The organism is Bradyrhizobium sp. LTSP885 (assembly GCF_000938305.1).
Taxonomy (GTDB): Bacteria; Pseudomonadota; Alphaproteobacteria; order Rhizobiales; family Xanthobacteraceae; genus Bradyrhizobium.
On record NZ_JYMT01000040.1, the window covers coordinates 186,850 to 203,184 of the forward strand.

The 16,335-nt window shown below is 63.4% G+C and carries 14 protein-coding genes; 6 read left to right on the forward strand and 8 right to left on the reverse strand.

Annotated features, from left to right (window positions below; genetic code table 11):
• Nucleotides 1–26: 26 nt before the first annotated feature.
• A complete protein-coding gene (locus tag UP09_RS28155) occupies nucleotides 27–3,812 on the reverse strand; it encodes a hypothetical protein (RefSeq protein WP_044541594.1) in 3,786 nt (1,261 codons plus the stop codon).
• Between the two features lie 331 nt (nucleotides 3,813–4,143).
• Between UP09_RS28155 and UP09_RS28160 the strand changes: the two genes are divergently transcribed.
• Nucleotides 4,144–5,667 carry a phage tail sheath family protein gene (locus UP09_RS28160; RefSeq protein ID WP_044541595.1) on the forward strand — a complete coding sequence of 508 codons (1,524 nt, stop codon included), beginning with the start codon at nucleotides 4,144–4,146 and terminating at the stop codon, nucleotides 5,665–5,667.
• A gap of 198 nt (nucleotides 5,668–5,865) precedes the next feature.
• Here UP09_RS28160 and UP09_RS37155 read toward each other — a convergent pair whose 3' ends face one another.
• Nucleotides 5,866–6,111 carry a hypothetical protein gene (locus UP09_RS37155; RefSeq protein WP_082070318.1) on the reverse strand — a complete coding sequence of 82 codons (246 nt, stop codon included), beginning with the start codon at nucleotides 6,109–6,111 and terminating at the stop codon, nucleotides 5,866–5,868.
• A 256-nt stretch (nucleotides 6,112–6,367) separates the two neighbouring features.
• Between UP09_RS37155 and UP09_RS37160 the strand changes: the two genes are divergently transcribed.
• Both UP09_RS37160 and UP09_RS28170 read left to right on the forward strand, forming a co-directional pair.
• Complete coding sequence (locus tag UP09_RS37160) at nucleotides 6,368–6,817, forward strand: GNAT family N-acetyltransferase (protein WP_082070319.1); 450 nt, start codon at nucleotides 6,368–6,370, stop codon at nucleotides 6,815–6,817.
• A gap of 365 nt (nucleotides 6,818–7,182) precedes the next feature.
• On the forward strand, nucleotides 7,183–8,115 hold the full coding sequence (locus UP09_RS28170) for an MBL fold metallo-hydrolase (RefSeq protein WP_245302248.1): 933 nt from the start codon (nucleotides 7,183–7,185) through the stop codon (nucleotides 8,113–8,115).
• Nucleotides 8,116–8,170: 55 nt separating this feature from the next.
• On the opposite strand, the gene UP09_RS28175 is transcribed toward UP09_RS28170, so the two are convergent.
• The 6 genes from UP09_RS28175 to fliL form a co-directional block, all read right to left on the reverse strand.
• The gene (locus UP09_RS28175) at nucleotides 8,171–9,208 is read right to left on the reverse strand and encodes a serine hydrolase domain-containing protein (protein WP_044541597.1); all 1,038 of its coding nucleotides are present in this window, start codon (nucleotides 9,206–9,208) and stop codon (nucleotides 8,171–8,173) included.
• Nucleotides 9,209–9,338: 130 nt separating this feature from the next.
• Complete coding sequence (locus UP09_RS28180) at nucleotides 9,339–10,040, reverse strand: Crp/Fnr family transcriptional regulator (RefSeq protein ID WP_044541598.1); 702 nt, start codon at nucleotides 10,038–10,040, stop codon at nucleotides 9,339–9,341.
• A 248-nt stretch (nucleotides 10,041–10,288) separates the two neighbouring features.
• Nucleotides 10,289–11,092 carry a MotE family protein gene (locus UP09_RS28185; RefSeq protein ID WP_044541599.1) on the reverse strand — a complete coding sequence of 268 codons (804 nt, stop codon included), beginning with the start codon at nucleotides 11,090–11,092 and terminating at the stop codon, nucleotides 10,289–10,291.
• Complete coding sequence (locus UP09_RS28190) at nucleotides 11,089–11,562, reverse strand: DUF6468 domain-containing protein (RefSeq protein ID WP_044541600.1); 474 nt, start codon at nucleotides 11,560–11,562, stop codon at nucleotides 11,089–11,091. Before UP09_RS28190 ends, UP09_RS28185 begins: the two co-directional genes overlap by 4 nt.
• The gene (fliM, locus tag UP09_RS28195) at nucleotides 11,559–12,761 is read right to left on the reverse strand and encodes a flagellar motor switch protein FliM (protein WP_044541601.1); all 1,203 of its coding nucleotides are present in this window, start codon (nucleotides 12,759–12,761) and stop codon (nucleotides 11,559–11,561) included. The genes UP09_RS28190 and fliM overlap by 4 nt, the downstream gene beginning before the upstream one ends.
• Nucleotides 12,762–12,779: 18 nt before the next feature.
• Nucleotides 12,780–13,271: a flagellar basal body-associated protein FliL gene (gene fliL / locus UP09_RS28200; protein WP_044541602.1), complete on the reverse strand. Its 492-nt coding sequence runs from the start codon at nucleotides 13,269–13,271 to the stop codon at nucleotides 12,780–12,782.
• 383 nt (nucleotides 13,272–13,654) lie between these two features.
• On the opposite strand from fliL, the gene flgF reads away from it, so the two are divergent.
• Genes flgF through flgA form a run of 3 tightly spaced genes read left to right on the forward strand, consistent with a single transcriptional unit; the run spans nucleotide 13,655 to nucleotide 16,330 of the window.
• Nucleotides 13,655–14,419, forward strand: a complete 765-nt coding sequence (gene flgF, locus UP09_RS28205) for a flagellar basal-body rod protein FlgF (RefSeq protein WP_044541603.1) — start codon at nucleotides 13,655–13,657, stop codon at nucleotides 14,417–14,419.
• 16 nt (nucleotides 14,420–14,435) lie between these two features.
• Nucleotides 14,436–15,224, forward strand: coding sequence for a flagellar basal-body rod protein FlgG (flgG, locus tag UP09_RS28210; RefSeq protein WP_044541604.1), 789 nt, complete (start codon nucleotides 14,436–14,438; stop codon nucleotides 15,222–15,224).
• Between the two features lie 11 nt (nucleotides 15,225–15,235).
• Nucleotides 15,236–16,330 (forward strand): flagellar basal body P-ring formation chaperone FlgA, encoded by a 1,095-nt coding sequence (gene flgA / locus UP09_RS28215; RefSeq protein ID WP_502689090.1) that lies wholly within the window; start codon nucleotides 15,236–15,238, stop codon nucleotides 16,328–16,330.
• The last annotated feature ends 5 nt before the right edge of the window (nucleotides 16,331–16,335 follow it).

Here is a 16,335-nt window from a genome sequence, read left to right on the forward strand (position 1 = left end):
ATTTGACGGACGTCTGTCGAGAGGTGTTACTGGGCGGCGCTCGCGCGCTTCTCACCCTTGATTGCCGGCAGGTCGCTCACCGGCGTAGCCTTTTCCCTATCCTTTGCCTTATCCTGGGCCTTGTCCGGCAGCGATCCCGTCGAGACCGGATCCGGGAGCGGCGCGCGGGCGGTGGCGTCGGGGAAGCGGGTCTTCATCTCGCGGATGAAACCGTCCAGCGTGTCGACACCCGCGGCCATCTTGGCGATCGAGGCGAACTCCGCGCTAGAGGTCGCGACCGGCTTGCTGGCCGCGTCGAACGCCAGCCTGTCGGCGTCACCCGACATCAGCGGCGCGTATTTTTCGCGGAACCGCGACAGGCCGATGGCGTCCTCGGCGAGCGCGTAGCCGACCACGGCGCGGATGATATCGGCCTTCTCGGCGGCATTAAGCGGCGTGAAGTCGCGCCAGCGATCGGCGTAATAAAGCTCGATCTGCTCGGACGCCTCGCGCCATTGCCGCTGTGCCCAGTAGATGTCCGCCCGCAGCCGAATCGCCTCGCGGCCGGTGATGTTGGAGATGATGTCGAGCGCGAGGTCGTGCCGGCCGACATCGCTCTGCGCGCGCGCCTCGAGCAGCAGCCGCTGCTGGCGCAATTCGCCGGAGAGGTCGGCGATCCGGGTCAGGCGCAGCGCGGCGATGGCGCGGTCGGGCTTGCGGTTCATCAAATAAACCATCGCAAGGCGCGCGGCGACCTGGGCGCGCGCCGCGCCCTCGAGCCGCTTGTCGACCTGATATTGCAGCAGATCGGTGGCCTGATCGAGCAGATCGACGCCGACGAGGCGATCGGCCAGACGGCGGATCATCTCGTCGCCACGGCGGCCGATCGGGGTCAGCTCGCGATATTCGTAGAAGGTGCCGAGCGCGTCGATCGGCTGCATCTCGTCGCCCTTGGCGCCGAGGAAAAGCTCCGTGAACAGCGCCGAGGCCGCATCCTGCGCCTGCCGCGATTCCGGCGAGTTCGGCTGCAGCCGCGTCGCGGCGCGGGTCGCGGCAAAGGCGTCGGCATAGCGTCCGGTGTCGGAATAAATCTTGGAGAGCACGAACAGCGTCTTCAGCTCGATGGCGTCGCCGCGCCACATCATCGATAGCAGCTCGAGTTCTTTCAGCACGTCGGCCTGGCCGATCTCGCCGCGCTTCTGCCGCAGCAGGGTTTCGAGCAGCTTGCCTTCGGCGGCGGCCTCGCGGTCGGCCGAATTGGCGGCGAAGCGATAGGCGTCGAGCGCATCCTTCTCCTGGCCGAGGGCTTCGCCCAGCCGACCCTTCAGCACGGCGACGGCAGGCTTGACGTCGTCGGGGACGCCGACCACGTCGAGGTCGCTCTTGCGCCGCGCCGCGCCGGCATAGTCCTTCACCTCGAGCGAGGCCCGCATCGCATCCATGGTGATGATGCGCTGCAGGTCGGACGGCAGCGTCGCGACCGAGAATTCCGCGTTCTTGAATCGCTCCCGCGCATCGGCCCATTTGCCCTGGCGCGCAAAGGCAAGCGCCTTCCACAATTGGGAATCGTAGCCGTTTCCGATCACGGGATTGGCGAGGTCCTTGAGGCCCTGCGCCGGGTGGCCGACCAGGATGCTCGCCACCGCATGCGTCATCACCACGGCCGGCTCCTCGCTGCCGCGCTTGCTGTCGGAGAGGATCAGATTGGTGACCGCATGGGCTTCGGGATACATGCCGCGCGCCATGTAGAAATTGGCGAGATCGAGCCGGGCCTGCGGAACCTGCTCGGCATTGGCCGCCGAGATCGCCGTGATCAGGCCGTCGAGGCGCTCGAGGAAATTCTCCGACTGGTTCTTGCGCCATTCGTCGACCTCGAACAGCGGCTTGACCGCGGCGGTGGCGCGCTCGGCGGCGACGTCGGCCGACGACAGGGTCAGCCCCCCGGGCCGCCCCAGCATCACCTTGTCGGCGCTGACCTCGGCCTTCACGTCATCGGCGTTCGGATGCACCACGAGACCGTGGATCGATTCCAGCAGCGACAGCTCGACGAAATCCTGCCGCTTCATGATGCCGCGGGTCGGCGGCGGCGCGGTCACGACCCAGAGCGTGTCGCCGGCATCGGGATCGACCAGCCTGTGAAGCTGGCCGGGATTGGCAAGCGGCACGCTGACATTGGCGAGCGCGGGATCGGAGATGTTGCGCACCACGGTGAGCGGCAGCGGCGGCTTCTGCACGCGGTCGGCGAAGGTCAGCGTCCAGCTGACGCCGCGCGAGCGGTCGTCGCTTTCGAGCGAAGGCATCTGCGGCCGGTTGAGGCGGATGCGGATCGCCTGCCCTTTCTCCAGCGGAATCCGGCTGACGTCGCCGATGATGGCGCCGCCCTTGTCGCGGATTGGATCGAGGTCGATGGCGTCAAGCGAATCGAACACCATCCACACCGCGTCGGCGCGGCGGAACAATGCGGCGGGCGTCGCTGAAGGGAAGGAGAAGGTGACGCGGAGCCCGTCGCTGTCGCGCTGCGCCTCAACCGAACCGGTCTTGACGTTCGGGCGCGCCTCCGAGGGCGGTGGTTGCGAGGCGGCCTGCGGCGCCGTCGCGGGACGCTCCATTGCAGGAGCCGGCGATTTCTGCGCCTCGCTGAGAGCCGCCTGCCGCGCTTCTGCCGCGCCTCCAGCCTTGCCGTCATGGACCGCAGCCGGCCTGCTTTCGTCCGCAGGCGCGTTCTGCGCCGATGCAGCCGCAGCCTGGACTGGCTCGGATTTGGCTGGCTCGGAGTTAGCGGTCTCGGACTTGACCGGTTCAGACTGGGGCGTCTCGGATTTCGCCTGTGCAGGCTTGATCTCGATCCTGGCCTCTCGCGCAAAACCTTCCGACGTCACCGGGGCGACCGCGGCCGGCTGCTGCAGCGCCGCCCCCTTCTGCTTGCCGCGAACCGCGGGCATCAGCGAGGTGGCGGCCGGCGTCGCCGGCTCCGGCTGCTCGTTGCGCTGGAACGCGACGTCGACGATGTAGTTCTTTTCCTCGCGGAACGAATGCACGTCGACATCGCCGATCAATGTCATGTCGACGGCCGACGTATCGGTATCGGCGCGCGCGCCGATCGAGGCGACGTTCGGGGGGGCTGCAATCTTGGCATCCGCCAGGTCGAAGATCAGGGGCGTGTTGAACGACAGCGTCAGCTTCTGCTCGTTCAGCACCGAGGAGACGCCGACGCCGTCGGGGACCTCGAAGACGAAACGCACGAAGGTCGGCTGCAGCAGGGCACGGACGCGCACCGGCGGTCGCTTCTTCGCGGCATCGGCCGCGCGCTGCAGGCGAAGCAGGCGCTCGGCGGCGCGGGCGCGGTCGGCGAGTTCGCGGATTACCTCCTGCGGCAGCGACGGCGGCGGACCGGTCCAGCTGTCAGGCAGGAAATCGATGAAGATGCGCTCGCCCGCGGTCATGGTGTTGATGGTCACGCGGCGTGCCAGCGACAGGCGGATGGCCGAGCCGTCCGGATCGCGGCGCGCCGAGCCGACATAGTCGGGTACGGCCTCCGACAGTTTCTCGACGGGGACGTCGACCGGACGCTTGAAGCGGATCACGATGATCGAGCCCGCCGTCGTCACCTCGGACTCGACGTCCTCCTTCAGCTTCAGCGTCAGCCGGGCAAAGCCGTTGGCGGCGGAGAATGTCGCCTCACCCGGCACCGGTGGCACGGGATCTTCGGCGCGCGCAGCGGTCGGCGATGCGAGAACGGCGAGAACGAGGCCGGAGGCAAGCGCGCACAGACGGGCAATCCGCGCCCACGCGCGGCCCTGCGACCATGTTCCAGCGGCAGCCGTTCGCGCCATCTCGAAACGTCTTGTCAAAGCCTCAACAATGCCAGCGCGAAGCGCCCTCGCCCACGCGTCCCGATCTTGGATTGGCGGCGTTAAGGAGCTGTTAACGTCAATTGCGGCGTGGCCCCGAAAAGATGAGAAAAATCAATGATAGACGGCGTGTCCGTTGTCTACGAAGCAACTCGCGGGCCCTCCATGGCCCGAACCGCATCGAAATCGTGATATGAAGGTCACTGAAGCCAGGATTTGGCGAGGCGGATTGCTCCGACCGCGAGTGCTTTTTATCGACCCGAGACGTCAGGGTCCGTAGTCATTTCATCGCGCATGAATTGGATTTGGCATCATGGCACAGCCGAAAACACCGGGCGTCTTTATTCAGGAAGTCACCAGCTTTCCCAACTCCATCGTCGAAGTCGAGACCGCCGTTCCCGCCTTCATCGGATATACGGAGATCGCGGCGGATGGCGCGAGGTCGCTGCACCGGACGCCGTTCCGCCTCTCCAGCTTAACCGAATATAAGGCTCATTTCGGTGGCGCGCCGGTAACGCAGTTCGAGTTCGGCCCGATGCCGGATGACTGGTCGGCCCAAACGTCCTTTGTGCTGCAGGAGCCGGGCACGTCTGCGCTGGGTGCCGACACGGACAGCCATGTCGCCCATGCCCGCTACTATCTGTACTATGCATTGCGACTGTTCTTCGCCAACGGCGGCGGCCCCTGCTACATCGTCAGCGTAGGAAGTTACGACAATGCGATCACGAAGGACGATCTTCAGGCGGGCCTGGACCTGCTGACCGAGCAGCCGGACGCTACGATGATCGTCATCGCTGACACGATGAGCCTGTCGCGGCAGGATGCGGAGGCTATTCAGCGCGCGACGCTGTCGCATTGTGCGGACCTGGCGAGTTGCGTCGCCATTCTCGACGTGTTTGCCGGCAGCAGCGGGCTCAGCGAGAATGATCCGATCGGCAATTTCCGTAGCGGCATCGGTTTGGTCGGACTCGACTACGGCGCGGCATACTATCCGTGGCTCGCGACGTTTATTGTCGAGTTCGAAGACATCACGATCGCGTTCCTGACTGCCAACGCACGCGGAACGCTGCTCGACAGACTCAATGACTTCGTTGCGAAACGGCCCGACGCGCCAACGCTCAAGAACTTCGTGAGGGATCTCGGGCTGGCGCCTGCGTCGCAACCGGCCGCGCCAGCGCTCCGGCAAGCGGCGCACCACGCTCTTCAGGCAATCGTCCCTTTCTACCAATCGCTGATGCTCGCCTTGCAGAGCGCCGTAAACCTCCTGCCGCCATCGGGCGCCATCGCCGGCGTCTATGCACGGACCGATTTCACGCGCGGCGTGTTCAAGGCTCCGGCGGGCGTCGACATCAGTTCGGTGGTCAAGCCGGCTGTGGCCTTGTCGGATGCCGACGTGCAGGACTTGAATTTGCCGCTGGACGGCAAGGCCGTCAACGCGATCCGCGCCTTCCCCGGGCGAGGCGTCTTGGTCTGGGGCGCGCGCACCTTGAACGGCAATAGCGAAGATACGCGCTATGTGTCGGTCCGGCGAACGCTGATCATGTTCGAGCAGTCGATCAAACAGGCATTGCAAAGCTTCGCGCTCGAGCCGAACACGCCCGCGACCTGGAGTGCCGTGGCAAGCGAGATCGACAACTTTCTGATCAACCAATGGAAGGCCGGAGCACTGTTTGGCGCGACCCCCGTCCAGGCATTCAGCGTTACCGTCGGTCTCGGTACGTCCATGTCGCACGACGACGTCGCCAACGGCGTCCTGAAAGTCATTGTCAGTGTAGCGCTGGTGAGGCCGGCCGAGTTCATCTCGCTGTCGTTTGAGCAGATGGTGCAACCGCCCTAACTGAACCGGTTGCCGGACTTTCGCCATTGCTTGGCGATCCGGCTTGTCTGTCATCGGTCATCCTCAGGGACAACCTGTCACAGAAATTAGCGTGTCTCACTTACGGGGTGCAGTCCAGCACTGTCACCTTAATTGGCTGGCTAGGAACCCGCAGCGGACACGGCGCCGATGACTAATTCAGTAACCGGGTGCGCGGACTCATCGTTCGCGCCTTGGCTGGCTGGCTTTCGGTGGCATGACGATGGCGCCAGCGTTGGATTGATGATCGTCGGTGAGCGCTCGCTGCCGGACGCCATCACCTGGCACTCGTCCGTCAAACAGGAACAGCCGCGTTCCACTCGCGCTGGCCACAGCCGGCGTGCCCGATTGTCCCGACTTGGTATCTTGCGCGTTGGTCCCGGTCGCGACCAGCGCCAACACCAACGCGATTGCTAGTCTCGACATGACGGGCTTCTCCTCTTGCGAGCGGGACCACGTGCGGCGAAACGGCTTGTTTCGGTCACCGTCAGGAAGAAACCAGGCGTCAGGATGGCAGCCATCTAACCGGTTGGAAAATTGGGTGCGGATCGCGGTGCATAGTGCCCGGAACGGAAGTCGGCGACCGCCAAAGCCAATTCTTTCAACAGGTCCCTCACGTCTTTCAGACGTCGAGTTTAGACGGCTATAATGCACTCTTCTGATCGATCCCTGGTATCAGTCCATGAACGAAGCCATTGTCCGCTCTGCGGCAGCACACGATCTGCCCGAGCTGTTGAAGCTTTACCGACACCTTCATCCGCACGATCCTCAGCTCGAGGCAGCAACCGCCGAGCGCGTCTGGTCGAAATTGCTGACATCCGGCGTCATGACCGTGATCGTGGCGCAAGCAGCGGAGCTACTCGTATCCTCGTGCACGCTCGCGATCGTGCCGAACCTAACGCGAGGCGGCAGATCATATGGGGTGATTGAGAACGTCGTCACTCACGCCGACTACCGTCGGCTGGGGCTCGGCCGACGGGTTCTTGCTCATGCGCTCGATGTTGCCTGGCAGGCCGATTGCTACAAAGTCCTGTTGGCGACGGGTTCGAAGCGGGAGACCACCCTGCGCTTCTATGAGGAAGCAGGCTTTCATCGCGGCGGCAAAACCTACTTCGAAGTACGCCGTCCCTAGCGTGCAGTCTCCCAGGATGTCGGACATCTTGCGCGGTTGGCTCTGCGAGGCGATCTCGTAGAGCACGCTCATGATGCGCCACTGCTTCACGACAGCTGCGACACTCACGAGAAGTTTGTCGGAGAAGCAAGTGATGCGCTCCATGGCGCCGCCCGGCGGTCACATCTGCCCCGAGTATCCCATGCTTCTGCCTCACGACGCCTTGACTTGACGCCAAGTCAGACACCCATCACGTTAGATTTAAAGTATAATCGTCATATAATGGTGGAGGCGATCGTCACGAAAATTCGGGCGCCATCACACCCGGTACAGAGCCACGCACGAGGCTCGCCCTTGGCACAACTTCCTTGAATACGAGGTTTAATATGAACCGCCGCGATATGATGAAGCTGGTTTCTCTGGCCGTGCTGCCGATGATGCCGGGAGCAGCAATGGCGGGTTCGGATAGCAAGACGCCCTCGTTGAGGTACAAGGTGTTTACTGTCACTCGCCCGGGCCTGAACCGCGATGTGCCGCCCGGTAAGGAGCCCCTGATGTGGGTGGCCAATTCGGCGACGCTCATCTACGGAGAGCGAGAGGCGGTCCTCGTCGATACCTTCCTTACGGTGGAGCAGTGCAACGGTTTGGCCGACGCCATTGTTGCGAGCGGGAAGACGCTGAAAGCAATTTATGTCACCCATGGACATGGCGATCACTTCTTCGGGATAAAGGTTTTGCAGGATCGATTCCCAGGCGTGAAAGCCTTGGCGACAGCTGAAGTCGTCGCAAAAATGAAGCTTCAGATCACGCCGGAGAAATTGAATAGCCGGTGGCGCAAACTGTTCCCAAATCAAATTCCGGACCCCATTTCCATCGCGGAGCCCCTGGACGGCAGTGAGATCGATTTGGAAGGAAGCAAATTGATCGTTGCGAAGGTCGGGCATACGGACACTGACGATACAACGTGTCTTCACGTCCCATCCATCGGGTTGGTCGTCGCCGGCGACGCCGTCTATAACGGCATTCATCCATTCCTCAACGAGTCGAACCGGCAAACCAGGCTGGAATGGATTGCCGCGCTCGACAGGATCGACGCGCTGAAGCCGTCAGCGGTTGTTGCGGGACACAAGATTCCTGGCAACGATGACAGTCCGAAAAATGTGGAGGAAACGCGTCAATACATCCGCGACTTCATTCGGTTGAACGACGCGACAAAAACCGCCCGCGAGTTCTATGACCGGATGCTGGAGCTTTACCCCGATCGGGCCAATCCCGGTTCCCTCTGGAGTTCTGCGGCTACTGCCAAGGCCGAGACATGACGCTGCACACAGATTGCGATGCCGACCTCAATCGCGGGTCGTCGCGAATCCGAAATCAATCCTTTGAAGTCGCGGGCAAAATGTATCGATCCAACAAGTCCAACTCGGGCGCAACCATGTTTTTGGATACGTGGGACGCGTTGAAGACGACGACCATGTCAAGCGCGGGGATGATGATGGTCTTTTGGGAATTGTAGCCCCTCGCGTAGATCCATTGAACGACGCGGTCCCTGTCCAGTGATTGCCCGAGCCACCACTGATAGCCATAAGAGCGCGGGCCTTCCGTCCTGATTTGCTCAGCCGTCGATTGAACCACCCAAGACGCCGGAACGATCTGCCGACCGTCCCAAACTCCACGATTGAGAACAAGCTGGCCGATTTTCGCCCAGTCGCGGGGCCGCAGGTTCAGCCCCTCACTCGATGTTGGAAGACCGGTAAACGGCGATTTATACCACTCAACATCTTTGATGCCGAGCGGTGCGAAAATGTCCTCCTGAGCCAAAACATCGACGGTCTTCCCGGTGACCTTTTTCAGGATGGCTCCAACAAGTTCGGTTTCGCTGTTGTTGTACTCGAAGGAGACACCGGGAGCTCTGCCGGAGCCCAATCCCGCTGACATTGTCAGGAGATGGCGCAGGGTTATGGGATCCTTGTCAGGCATATGGAGATCGGCATCATCTGGAAAATACGCAACAACCGGAGCGTCCAGGTCCTTGATCAAGCCGCGATCCATGGCGATCCCGACCAGCAGCGAGACGACGCTTTTGGTCATAGAATTGCCGCGGTGCCGCGTGGTCGCGTCGGCATGGATCTGCTGCTGAGGGTAGGCGAAGTAGCGTTCGTAGACGAGCACCCCGTGGCGAACGACGACAATTGCGTCCACATTGGCGAGTTTGGCGCCGGTTATGCCGTCGTCCATCGTGCAAAGCAGTCTCGAGTTCACGCCCTGTTTTTCCGGCGACGTCATCGCCCATCCGTCATGGATATCCGACGGAATGCCGCAGCCGGATGCGGCTTCGGCTCCGAACGCAGTTTGAGCTCCGATGGGACTGAAAGCGAAGGCACACAAGGTCGCAATGATCCGTGCCCGCATGTCAGGTTCTCCGCAACCATTGCTCACGATGGCCCGATTGGGAGCTGGCGTTCCTTGTGTGTCTATTTTGCGGCGTTGTGTCGCACGGGCACGCACGAGGCGCTTCGAAAACAGAATCTCCAAATGGGCGTCAATCGTCGCCGCGCGTTCCTGCGCTCGCGAGCTCCCGCAGCGCCGGCGCATCGAGGACGACAATCGCGCCGTGTTCAAGACGAACCCATTTGCGCAAGACCCACGCCCGCAATTGCTTGTTGATGCTCTCGCGGGTCATGCCGACCATGTCGCCGATTTCCTGTTGCGTAATCGCAATGGTGCCCCCTTCGGCATCGAGCTTGCGCGCCTCGCTCAGGCCAAGCAGCGCGCTGGCAAGTCGCCCCGGCAAATCCTGCAGAATGAGCTGCTCGACCTGATCGCTTGTCCGCCGAACCCGCGCGCACAACAGCTCGATGAACTTCATGGCGAGCGTCGGCTGGCTGCGCACGAAGGGGAGAAAGTCGCGGCGGTCGATGACGAAAATCTCGCAATTGGTGTTCGCCGTGGCGTCGGCGCTCCGCGGCTGTGCATCCAGCACCGCCATCTCGCCGAACAGCTCGCCGGGCCCGATCAAGTTGAGGATTGCGTTGCGGCCTTCGGAGGAGGAGATACTGATCTTCACCGTGCCGCTGATAACAACGTAAAGGCTGTTGCCCGGATCATCCTTGGCGAAAAGCGTGGCGCCTCGCTTCAGCACAGTGTGCTTGGCGTAGCGGCAAAGCTGGTCGAGCGCCTCGGCCGCAAGATCGCGAAAGTACGGGTGCTGGCGCAAGACGGACAATTTAATGGGTTGGGTCATGTGATCCGCTGCCGAGAAAATCCGACAATTTGCGTGCCCGGTTGCTGCGCACGAGCCGTGGATCGGAAGGTCACCGCGCCGAGCACCACGAGCCACCCCATGGGGCCATGCGCATGCAGTGGGGGGACGATACCACGCTCAAATCACCCAGTCTGTGATGACGTCACGCTCCAGATCATCCGCCAGCCGCAGGCTGGTTGGGGCGCCACACGTCTCCCAGCGATAGGCGAAGAAACCACGCTAACCCGTCAATTCGACTTCGGCGTCAGCAGCCTGCCCTCGATCTTGGGAAGATCATCGCTCGTCGTGTTGCTGCCGGCGCGGCGCGCGAGTTCGACGGTGAGCCGCTCGGCGGCTTCCGGCTGCATCAGGCCGAGGATGTCGGACATCTTGCGCGGCTGGATCTGCGAGGCGATCTCGTAGAGCACGCTCATGTCGAGCCGGTCGAACACCTTGGCGGCGTCCTTCGGCTTCATGTTCTCGTACATGGTGACGATGCCCTTGAAGCGGGCGGCGTCGGCCTCGGCCTTCTTGGCCGCGGTGGCGATCGCCTGGGCATCGTTGGCCTTGGCCTCCTCGACCTTGGACGCGATGCGCTTCTCGGCGGCCTTCAACAGGCTCTCGCGGATATCGACCTCGCGCGCGCGCTGCTCGAGTTCCTGGCGGCGCGCCTGCAGCCGTTCCAGGATGGCGCGCTCCGAGGCCGAGACCGGCGCGGTCTGGTCCATATTGACCACCACGCCGTCAGGCTTGGGCGCGGCTTCGGGAGCCACGGGCTTTGGCGGCTCCTCCTTCGTTTCTTGCTTCTTTTCTTCCTTGCCTTCCACCGATCCCGTGATGTCGGCGGGGTCGATCCTGACCTTGTCCGCCGCGACCTTGTTGCGGCTGGGGAAGTTGAAGGTCTCCTGTGCCCACGACTGCGTGGTCGACTGCGGATCGTAGTCGAACACGTAGCCGCCATCGAGCACGAGGCCCGCGATCTTCAGCACCATCAGGCCGAAGATCGCGGCCAGCACGACGGGTATCACCCTAATGTCACGGAACCACTTCATGCAGCGAGGCCGCTGGCCCTCCGGCGCTCGGTGAAGGCTTCGGCGGCCGCCGCGACGGCACGCGCGGCGGAGACCCTCGGCGCCGGTGCGACCGCTGCTGATGGCACCGATGCCGATACAGGCCCCGCTGGGGGTTCAGCGGGCCGCGCCGCAAGCGCGATCTTGGACAGGCGGCGCACCACATGATCGCTTTCGGCGAGCTGGCTCTTCAGATGCGCCGACATCTGCGTCGCCGCCTCGAGCCGGTTGCCGAGGTTCTCGTTGACGTCGCGAACGGCGTGCTTCAGCCCGCCGATCGCCCGCTCGGCGATCTCGGTCGCGGTGATCAGTTCGCCGATCGTCGCCTTCAGCGAATGCTCGTCCGCCTTCAGCCGCTGCAGCCGCTTGTTGAGCAGCCAGCAATAGCCGATCGTCAGCATCAGAAGCACTGCGACAAGACTCTCGATTGCTATTCCAAGTCCGTGACTCATGGTGCCTCCATCATCTTGGTCTGCTCGTCCGCCCTCTCGAACATCGCGAAGGTGGTTTGCGGCTTGCGCAAATTCTTGGTGACGCGGATCGCGACGCGGTCGCCGACCCGCCCCATACGCCCTTCGGTCAAAATGACGTTGCCGCAACGAACCGACACCAGCGAGTTGGCGCTAATGTCGAGCGGCAGCGTGTCGCCGACCTTCAGCCGCATCAGCTGCTTCAGCGGAATGTCGGCCTCGTAGAGCACCGCATCGACCGAGATCTCGGCCTGCGCCACTTCGGTGGCGAAATGGCCTTCCCAGATCTCGTCGCGGCCGAACTTTTCGCCCATGAACATCTGCAACAGCACGTTGCGGATCGGCTCGATGGTGGCGTAGGGCAGCAGCAATTCGACATTGCCACCACGGTCTTCCATGTCGATGCGCAACCGCACCAGGATCGCGGCATTGGCCGGGCGGCTGATCGCGGCGAAGCGCGGGTTGGTCTCGAGCCGGTCGATCGTGAACGTCACCGGCGACAGCGGCCGGAACGCCTGTTCGGCATCCGACAGCACCACCTCGACCAGGCGCTTGACCAGGTTGGTCTCGATCGTGGTGTAGGGCCGGCCCTCGATGCGGAGCTGGGTCTGGCCGCGGCGGCCGCCGAGCAGCACGTCGATCATCGAATAGATCAGGCTGGAATCGACGGTGGCGAGGCCGAAATTCTCCCACTCCTCCGCCTTGAACACCGAGAGCACCGCCGGCAGCGGGATCGAGTTCATGTAGTCACCGAACCGCACCGAGGTGATGCGGTCGAGCGAGACTTCGACGTTGTCGGAGGTGAAATTGCGCAAGGATGTCGTCATCAACCGCACCAGGCGGTCGAATACGATTTCGAGCATCGGCAGGCGCTCGTAGGACACCATCGCAGAATCGATGATGGCGCGGATGCCGGAATGCTCGTCGAGACTGACGTCGCCGACGGTGAAGCCGAGGAGGTTGTCGATCTCCTCCTGCGACAGCACGCGCTCGCCATTGGCGGTCTTGCTGCCGAAATCGCGACTGCCGTCCTCGACCATGGCTGCCCATTGCAGCGACATGTTCTCGGTGAGTTCGTTCTTGGCCGCCTCCTCCGCTGCGGCAACGGGATCCTCGGAATCGAGCGAGGCTTCCCATTGCGCCGCAATGGCATCCTGGTCCATCTGGTCGTTGCCGGCCATGGCTTTATATCCGCCCCGTCACTGGATCACGACTTCCTTGAACAGCACCGCGTTGACCTGATTGGGCGCCAGCGCGAGATTGACACGCTTGGTCAGCTCCTCCTTGAGGCGGAACAGGCCGGCCGAGCCGTTGAGGTCGCTCGGGCGCAGTTCGCGCATATAGGTCTGGAACAGGTCGGTGACGCGCGGCAAAGCCGGCTTGATGGCCTCGGCCTGCTTCTCTTCCTTGACCTCGAGCACCAGCTTCAGTTTCAGGTACTGCACGCGCTCGCCGGGCGCTCCAACCAGATTGACCATCATGTCGGGGATGTCGACGAAGGACGGCGGCTTCGGCGGCGGCGCTTCGGCGTGGTGCTCCTCGCCGTGGCTGCGCATGAAGAAGAACCATCCGCCTGCACCGGCACCGACGATGACCAGGAAGCCGACGGCGGCAATGATCAGCTTGAGCTTGCCCTTCTTCGGGGCGGCGGCTGCGCCGTCGCCGCTATCCGTCTTTTCCTCGTCCGCCATCGTCCGCCCGCTTCAATTGAAGGATGCGAACGCGATTACCACCAGCCTTGGCCTGAAGACGCGATACAAATGCCGCTGGCGCACGCGCGCCCCCACTGACGGCAACTCTGCGGTAATAATGGTTAATGGAAACTTAGCATTAACCCTCCACTAGGAAAAAACTGCCGGGCAAACATGGTCAACAAGACCTTTCTGCCGCCCCGTCAGGCGCCCGGTAAAACACCTAACCCATTCAAATTACGTAATATTTTGAGTTGGCACGGCTTTCGCTGAGAGGACAAGCGTAACCGGCAGGCTTGGGAGAGCCGAGAGGTTACCGACGATCCGGTGTCAAGGCTTGGGAGAGCTTAGCAATCGGATCACCTCACAGGGGAGAACCACCGATGCAGAATACGCTTCTGGTCGGACTATCGAAGCAGATGGTGCTGGAGCGGCAACTCGATGTCGTTTCCAACAACCTCGCGAACATGAACACCAACGGTTTCAAGGCCGACCGCTCGCTGTTCCAGGAATATCTGTCGACGAGCGCGCATGAGGACAATTTCGCCTCCTCGGACCGCCGCGTCTCGTTCGTGCAGGACCGCGCCACCTTCCACGACTTCACGGCGGGTCCGACCGAGCAGACCAAGAGCCCGCTCGACGTCGCGATCGACGGCGACGGCTTCCTCGTGGTGCAGACGCCCGGCGGCGAACGCTACACCCGCGACGGCAATCTGCAGATCAACAACCAGGGCCAGCTCGTCACCTCTTCGGGCTACCAGGTGCTCGGCAATTCCGGCCCGATCGTGTTCCAGCAGACCGATCACGACGTCAACATCGCCGCCGACGGCAATATCACGGTGGTCGAGGGCACGGCCCGAACCGACTCGGTGCGCGGCAAGCTGCGGCTGGCGTCGTTCGCGCAGGCCCAGCGCCTGCTGAAGGAAGGCGGCAACCTCTACGCGCCGGGTGAAGGCGCCACGGCGGCGATCGACACCAAATCGCAGATCCGGCAGGGCTTCATCGAGAAGTCCAACGTCAATTCCGTCACCGAGATGAGCCGCATGGTCGAGATCACGCGGACCTACACCGCAATCGCATCGCTTCTGCAGCAGCAGAGCGACCTGCACAAATCGGCGATCGAGAAGCTCGCCGACGTGCCGACCTGATCCGGAGGATTGACCGATGCGCGCATTATATACCGCTGCGACCGGAATGGCGGCACAGGAACTCAACGTTCAGGTGATCTCCAACAACATCGCGAACCTGCAAACCACCGGCTACAAGAAGCAGCGCGCCGCGTTCCAGGACCTGATCTACGACCATGTCACCCGGGTCGGCGCGCAGGCCTCCAGTCAGGGCACTATCCTGCCTGTCGGCATCGACCTCGGCGGCGGCGTCAAGACCGTCGGCACGCCGCGCATGATGACCCAGGGTACGCTGTCGCCGACCGGCAACACCCTCGATCTCGCGGTCCGCGGCGACGGCTTCTTCAAGATCCTGATGCCGGACGGCACCTTCACCTACACCCGCGACGGCTCGTTCCAGATGGACAACCAGGGCCGCGTCGTCACCGCGCAGGGCAATCCGGTGCAGCCGACCATCACGATCCCGCAAAACGCCTCGGGCATCACCATCAACACGCAGGGCCAGGTCTCGGTAACGCTGCCGGGCTCGACTGCCTCGACCACGGTCGGCCAGATCGGCCTGACGCGGTTCATCAACGAGGCCGGGCTGAATCCGATCGGCGACAATTTGTTCACGGATACGCCGGCCTCCGGTCCGGCGCAGGACGGCATCGCCTCCGCCGACGGCTACGGCGACCTGCAACAGGGCAACCTCGAACAGGCCAACGTCGAGGTGGTCTCGGAAATCTCCAACCTGATCGCGGCACAGCGCGCCTACGAGATGAACTCCAAGGTGATCTCCGCGGCCGACCAGATGATGCAGTCCACCTCCAACCTGTTCCGTTGAGGATGATGTCGATGATCGCCCGCTCGCCCTTCGCAGTCTCGGTCCTGGCAGCCTCGGTCCTGCTCGCCGCGACCGTGACCCTGGTCGCGGCCACGACCTCCGCGGCGGCGCAAAGCAGCGGCGACACCATCGCGGTCCCGACGCTGCGCGCCAGCGTCACTGTCGCGGACGACATCGTGCGGGTCGGCGACCTCATAGACAACGCCGGCAGCGCCGCCACCGTTGCGATCTACCGCGCGCCGGACCTCGGCACCACGGGCACGCTGCCGGTCGCGCAGGTGTTGAACATGCTGCGCGCGCGCCAGGTCATCGGCGTCGACACTAGCGGCCTCAAGGAGATCACGGTGACGCGGCTGGCGCGCACGATCGACACCAAGGAGCTCGAGCAGCAGGTGGCGCACGCGCTCGAGCGCCGCCACGGCCTCGGCGATGCCGCCAATATGAGCCTGACCTTCGACCGCGATCCCGGTGACCTCCGCCTCGAAGCCACCAACACCGGCGCGATGCAGCCGGTCGCGGTGCGCTACGAACCGCGCAGTGCGCGCTTCGACGTCAGCTTCGAGATCGCCAATGCCGCCGGCGCCGCGCCGCTCAAGCTGCGCTTCACCGGAACCGCGATCGAGACCGTCGAGGCCGCCATCCTGACCCGCAGCGTCGAGCGCGGCGATGTGCTGAAGGCCTCCGACGTGGTGGTCGAACGCCGCCCGAAAGCGGAGGTCGGCACCGACGCCGCGGCGCGCGACAGCGCCATTGGCATGCAGGCCCGCCGCCAGATCACCGCCGGCCGGGCGCTGCGCACCCCCGATCTGGTCAAGCCCGATCTCGTCACCCGCGACCAGAACGTCACGCTGATCTACCAGAACGCCGGCCTCTACCTCACCGTCCGCGGCAAGGCGATGGACGGCGGCACCGAAGGCGACGTCGTCAGCGTGATGAATTTGCAGTCCAAGCGTGTCGTCTCCGGCACCGTGATCGGCCGCGGCCAGGTTGCGATCGAGGTCGCAACGCCGCGCCCGGCACCGGCCGCCGACGCCACCTCTTCGCTCGGCACCGCCCAGCCGCCCGCCACCGTCAAACTCAGTTCAGTCGCTCCAAACGCCGAGTAAGTGTC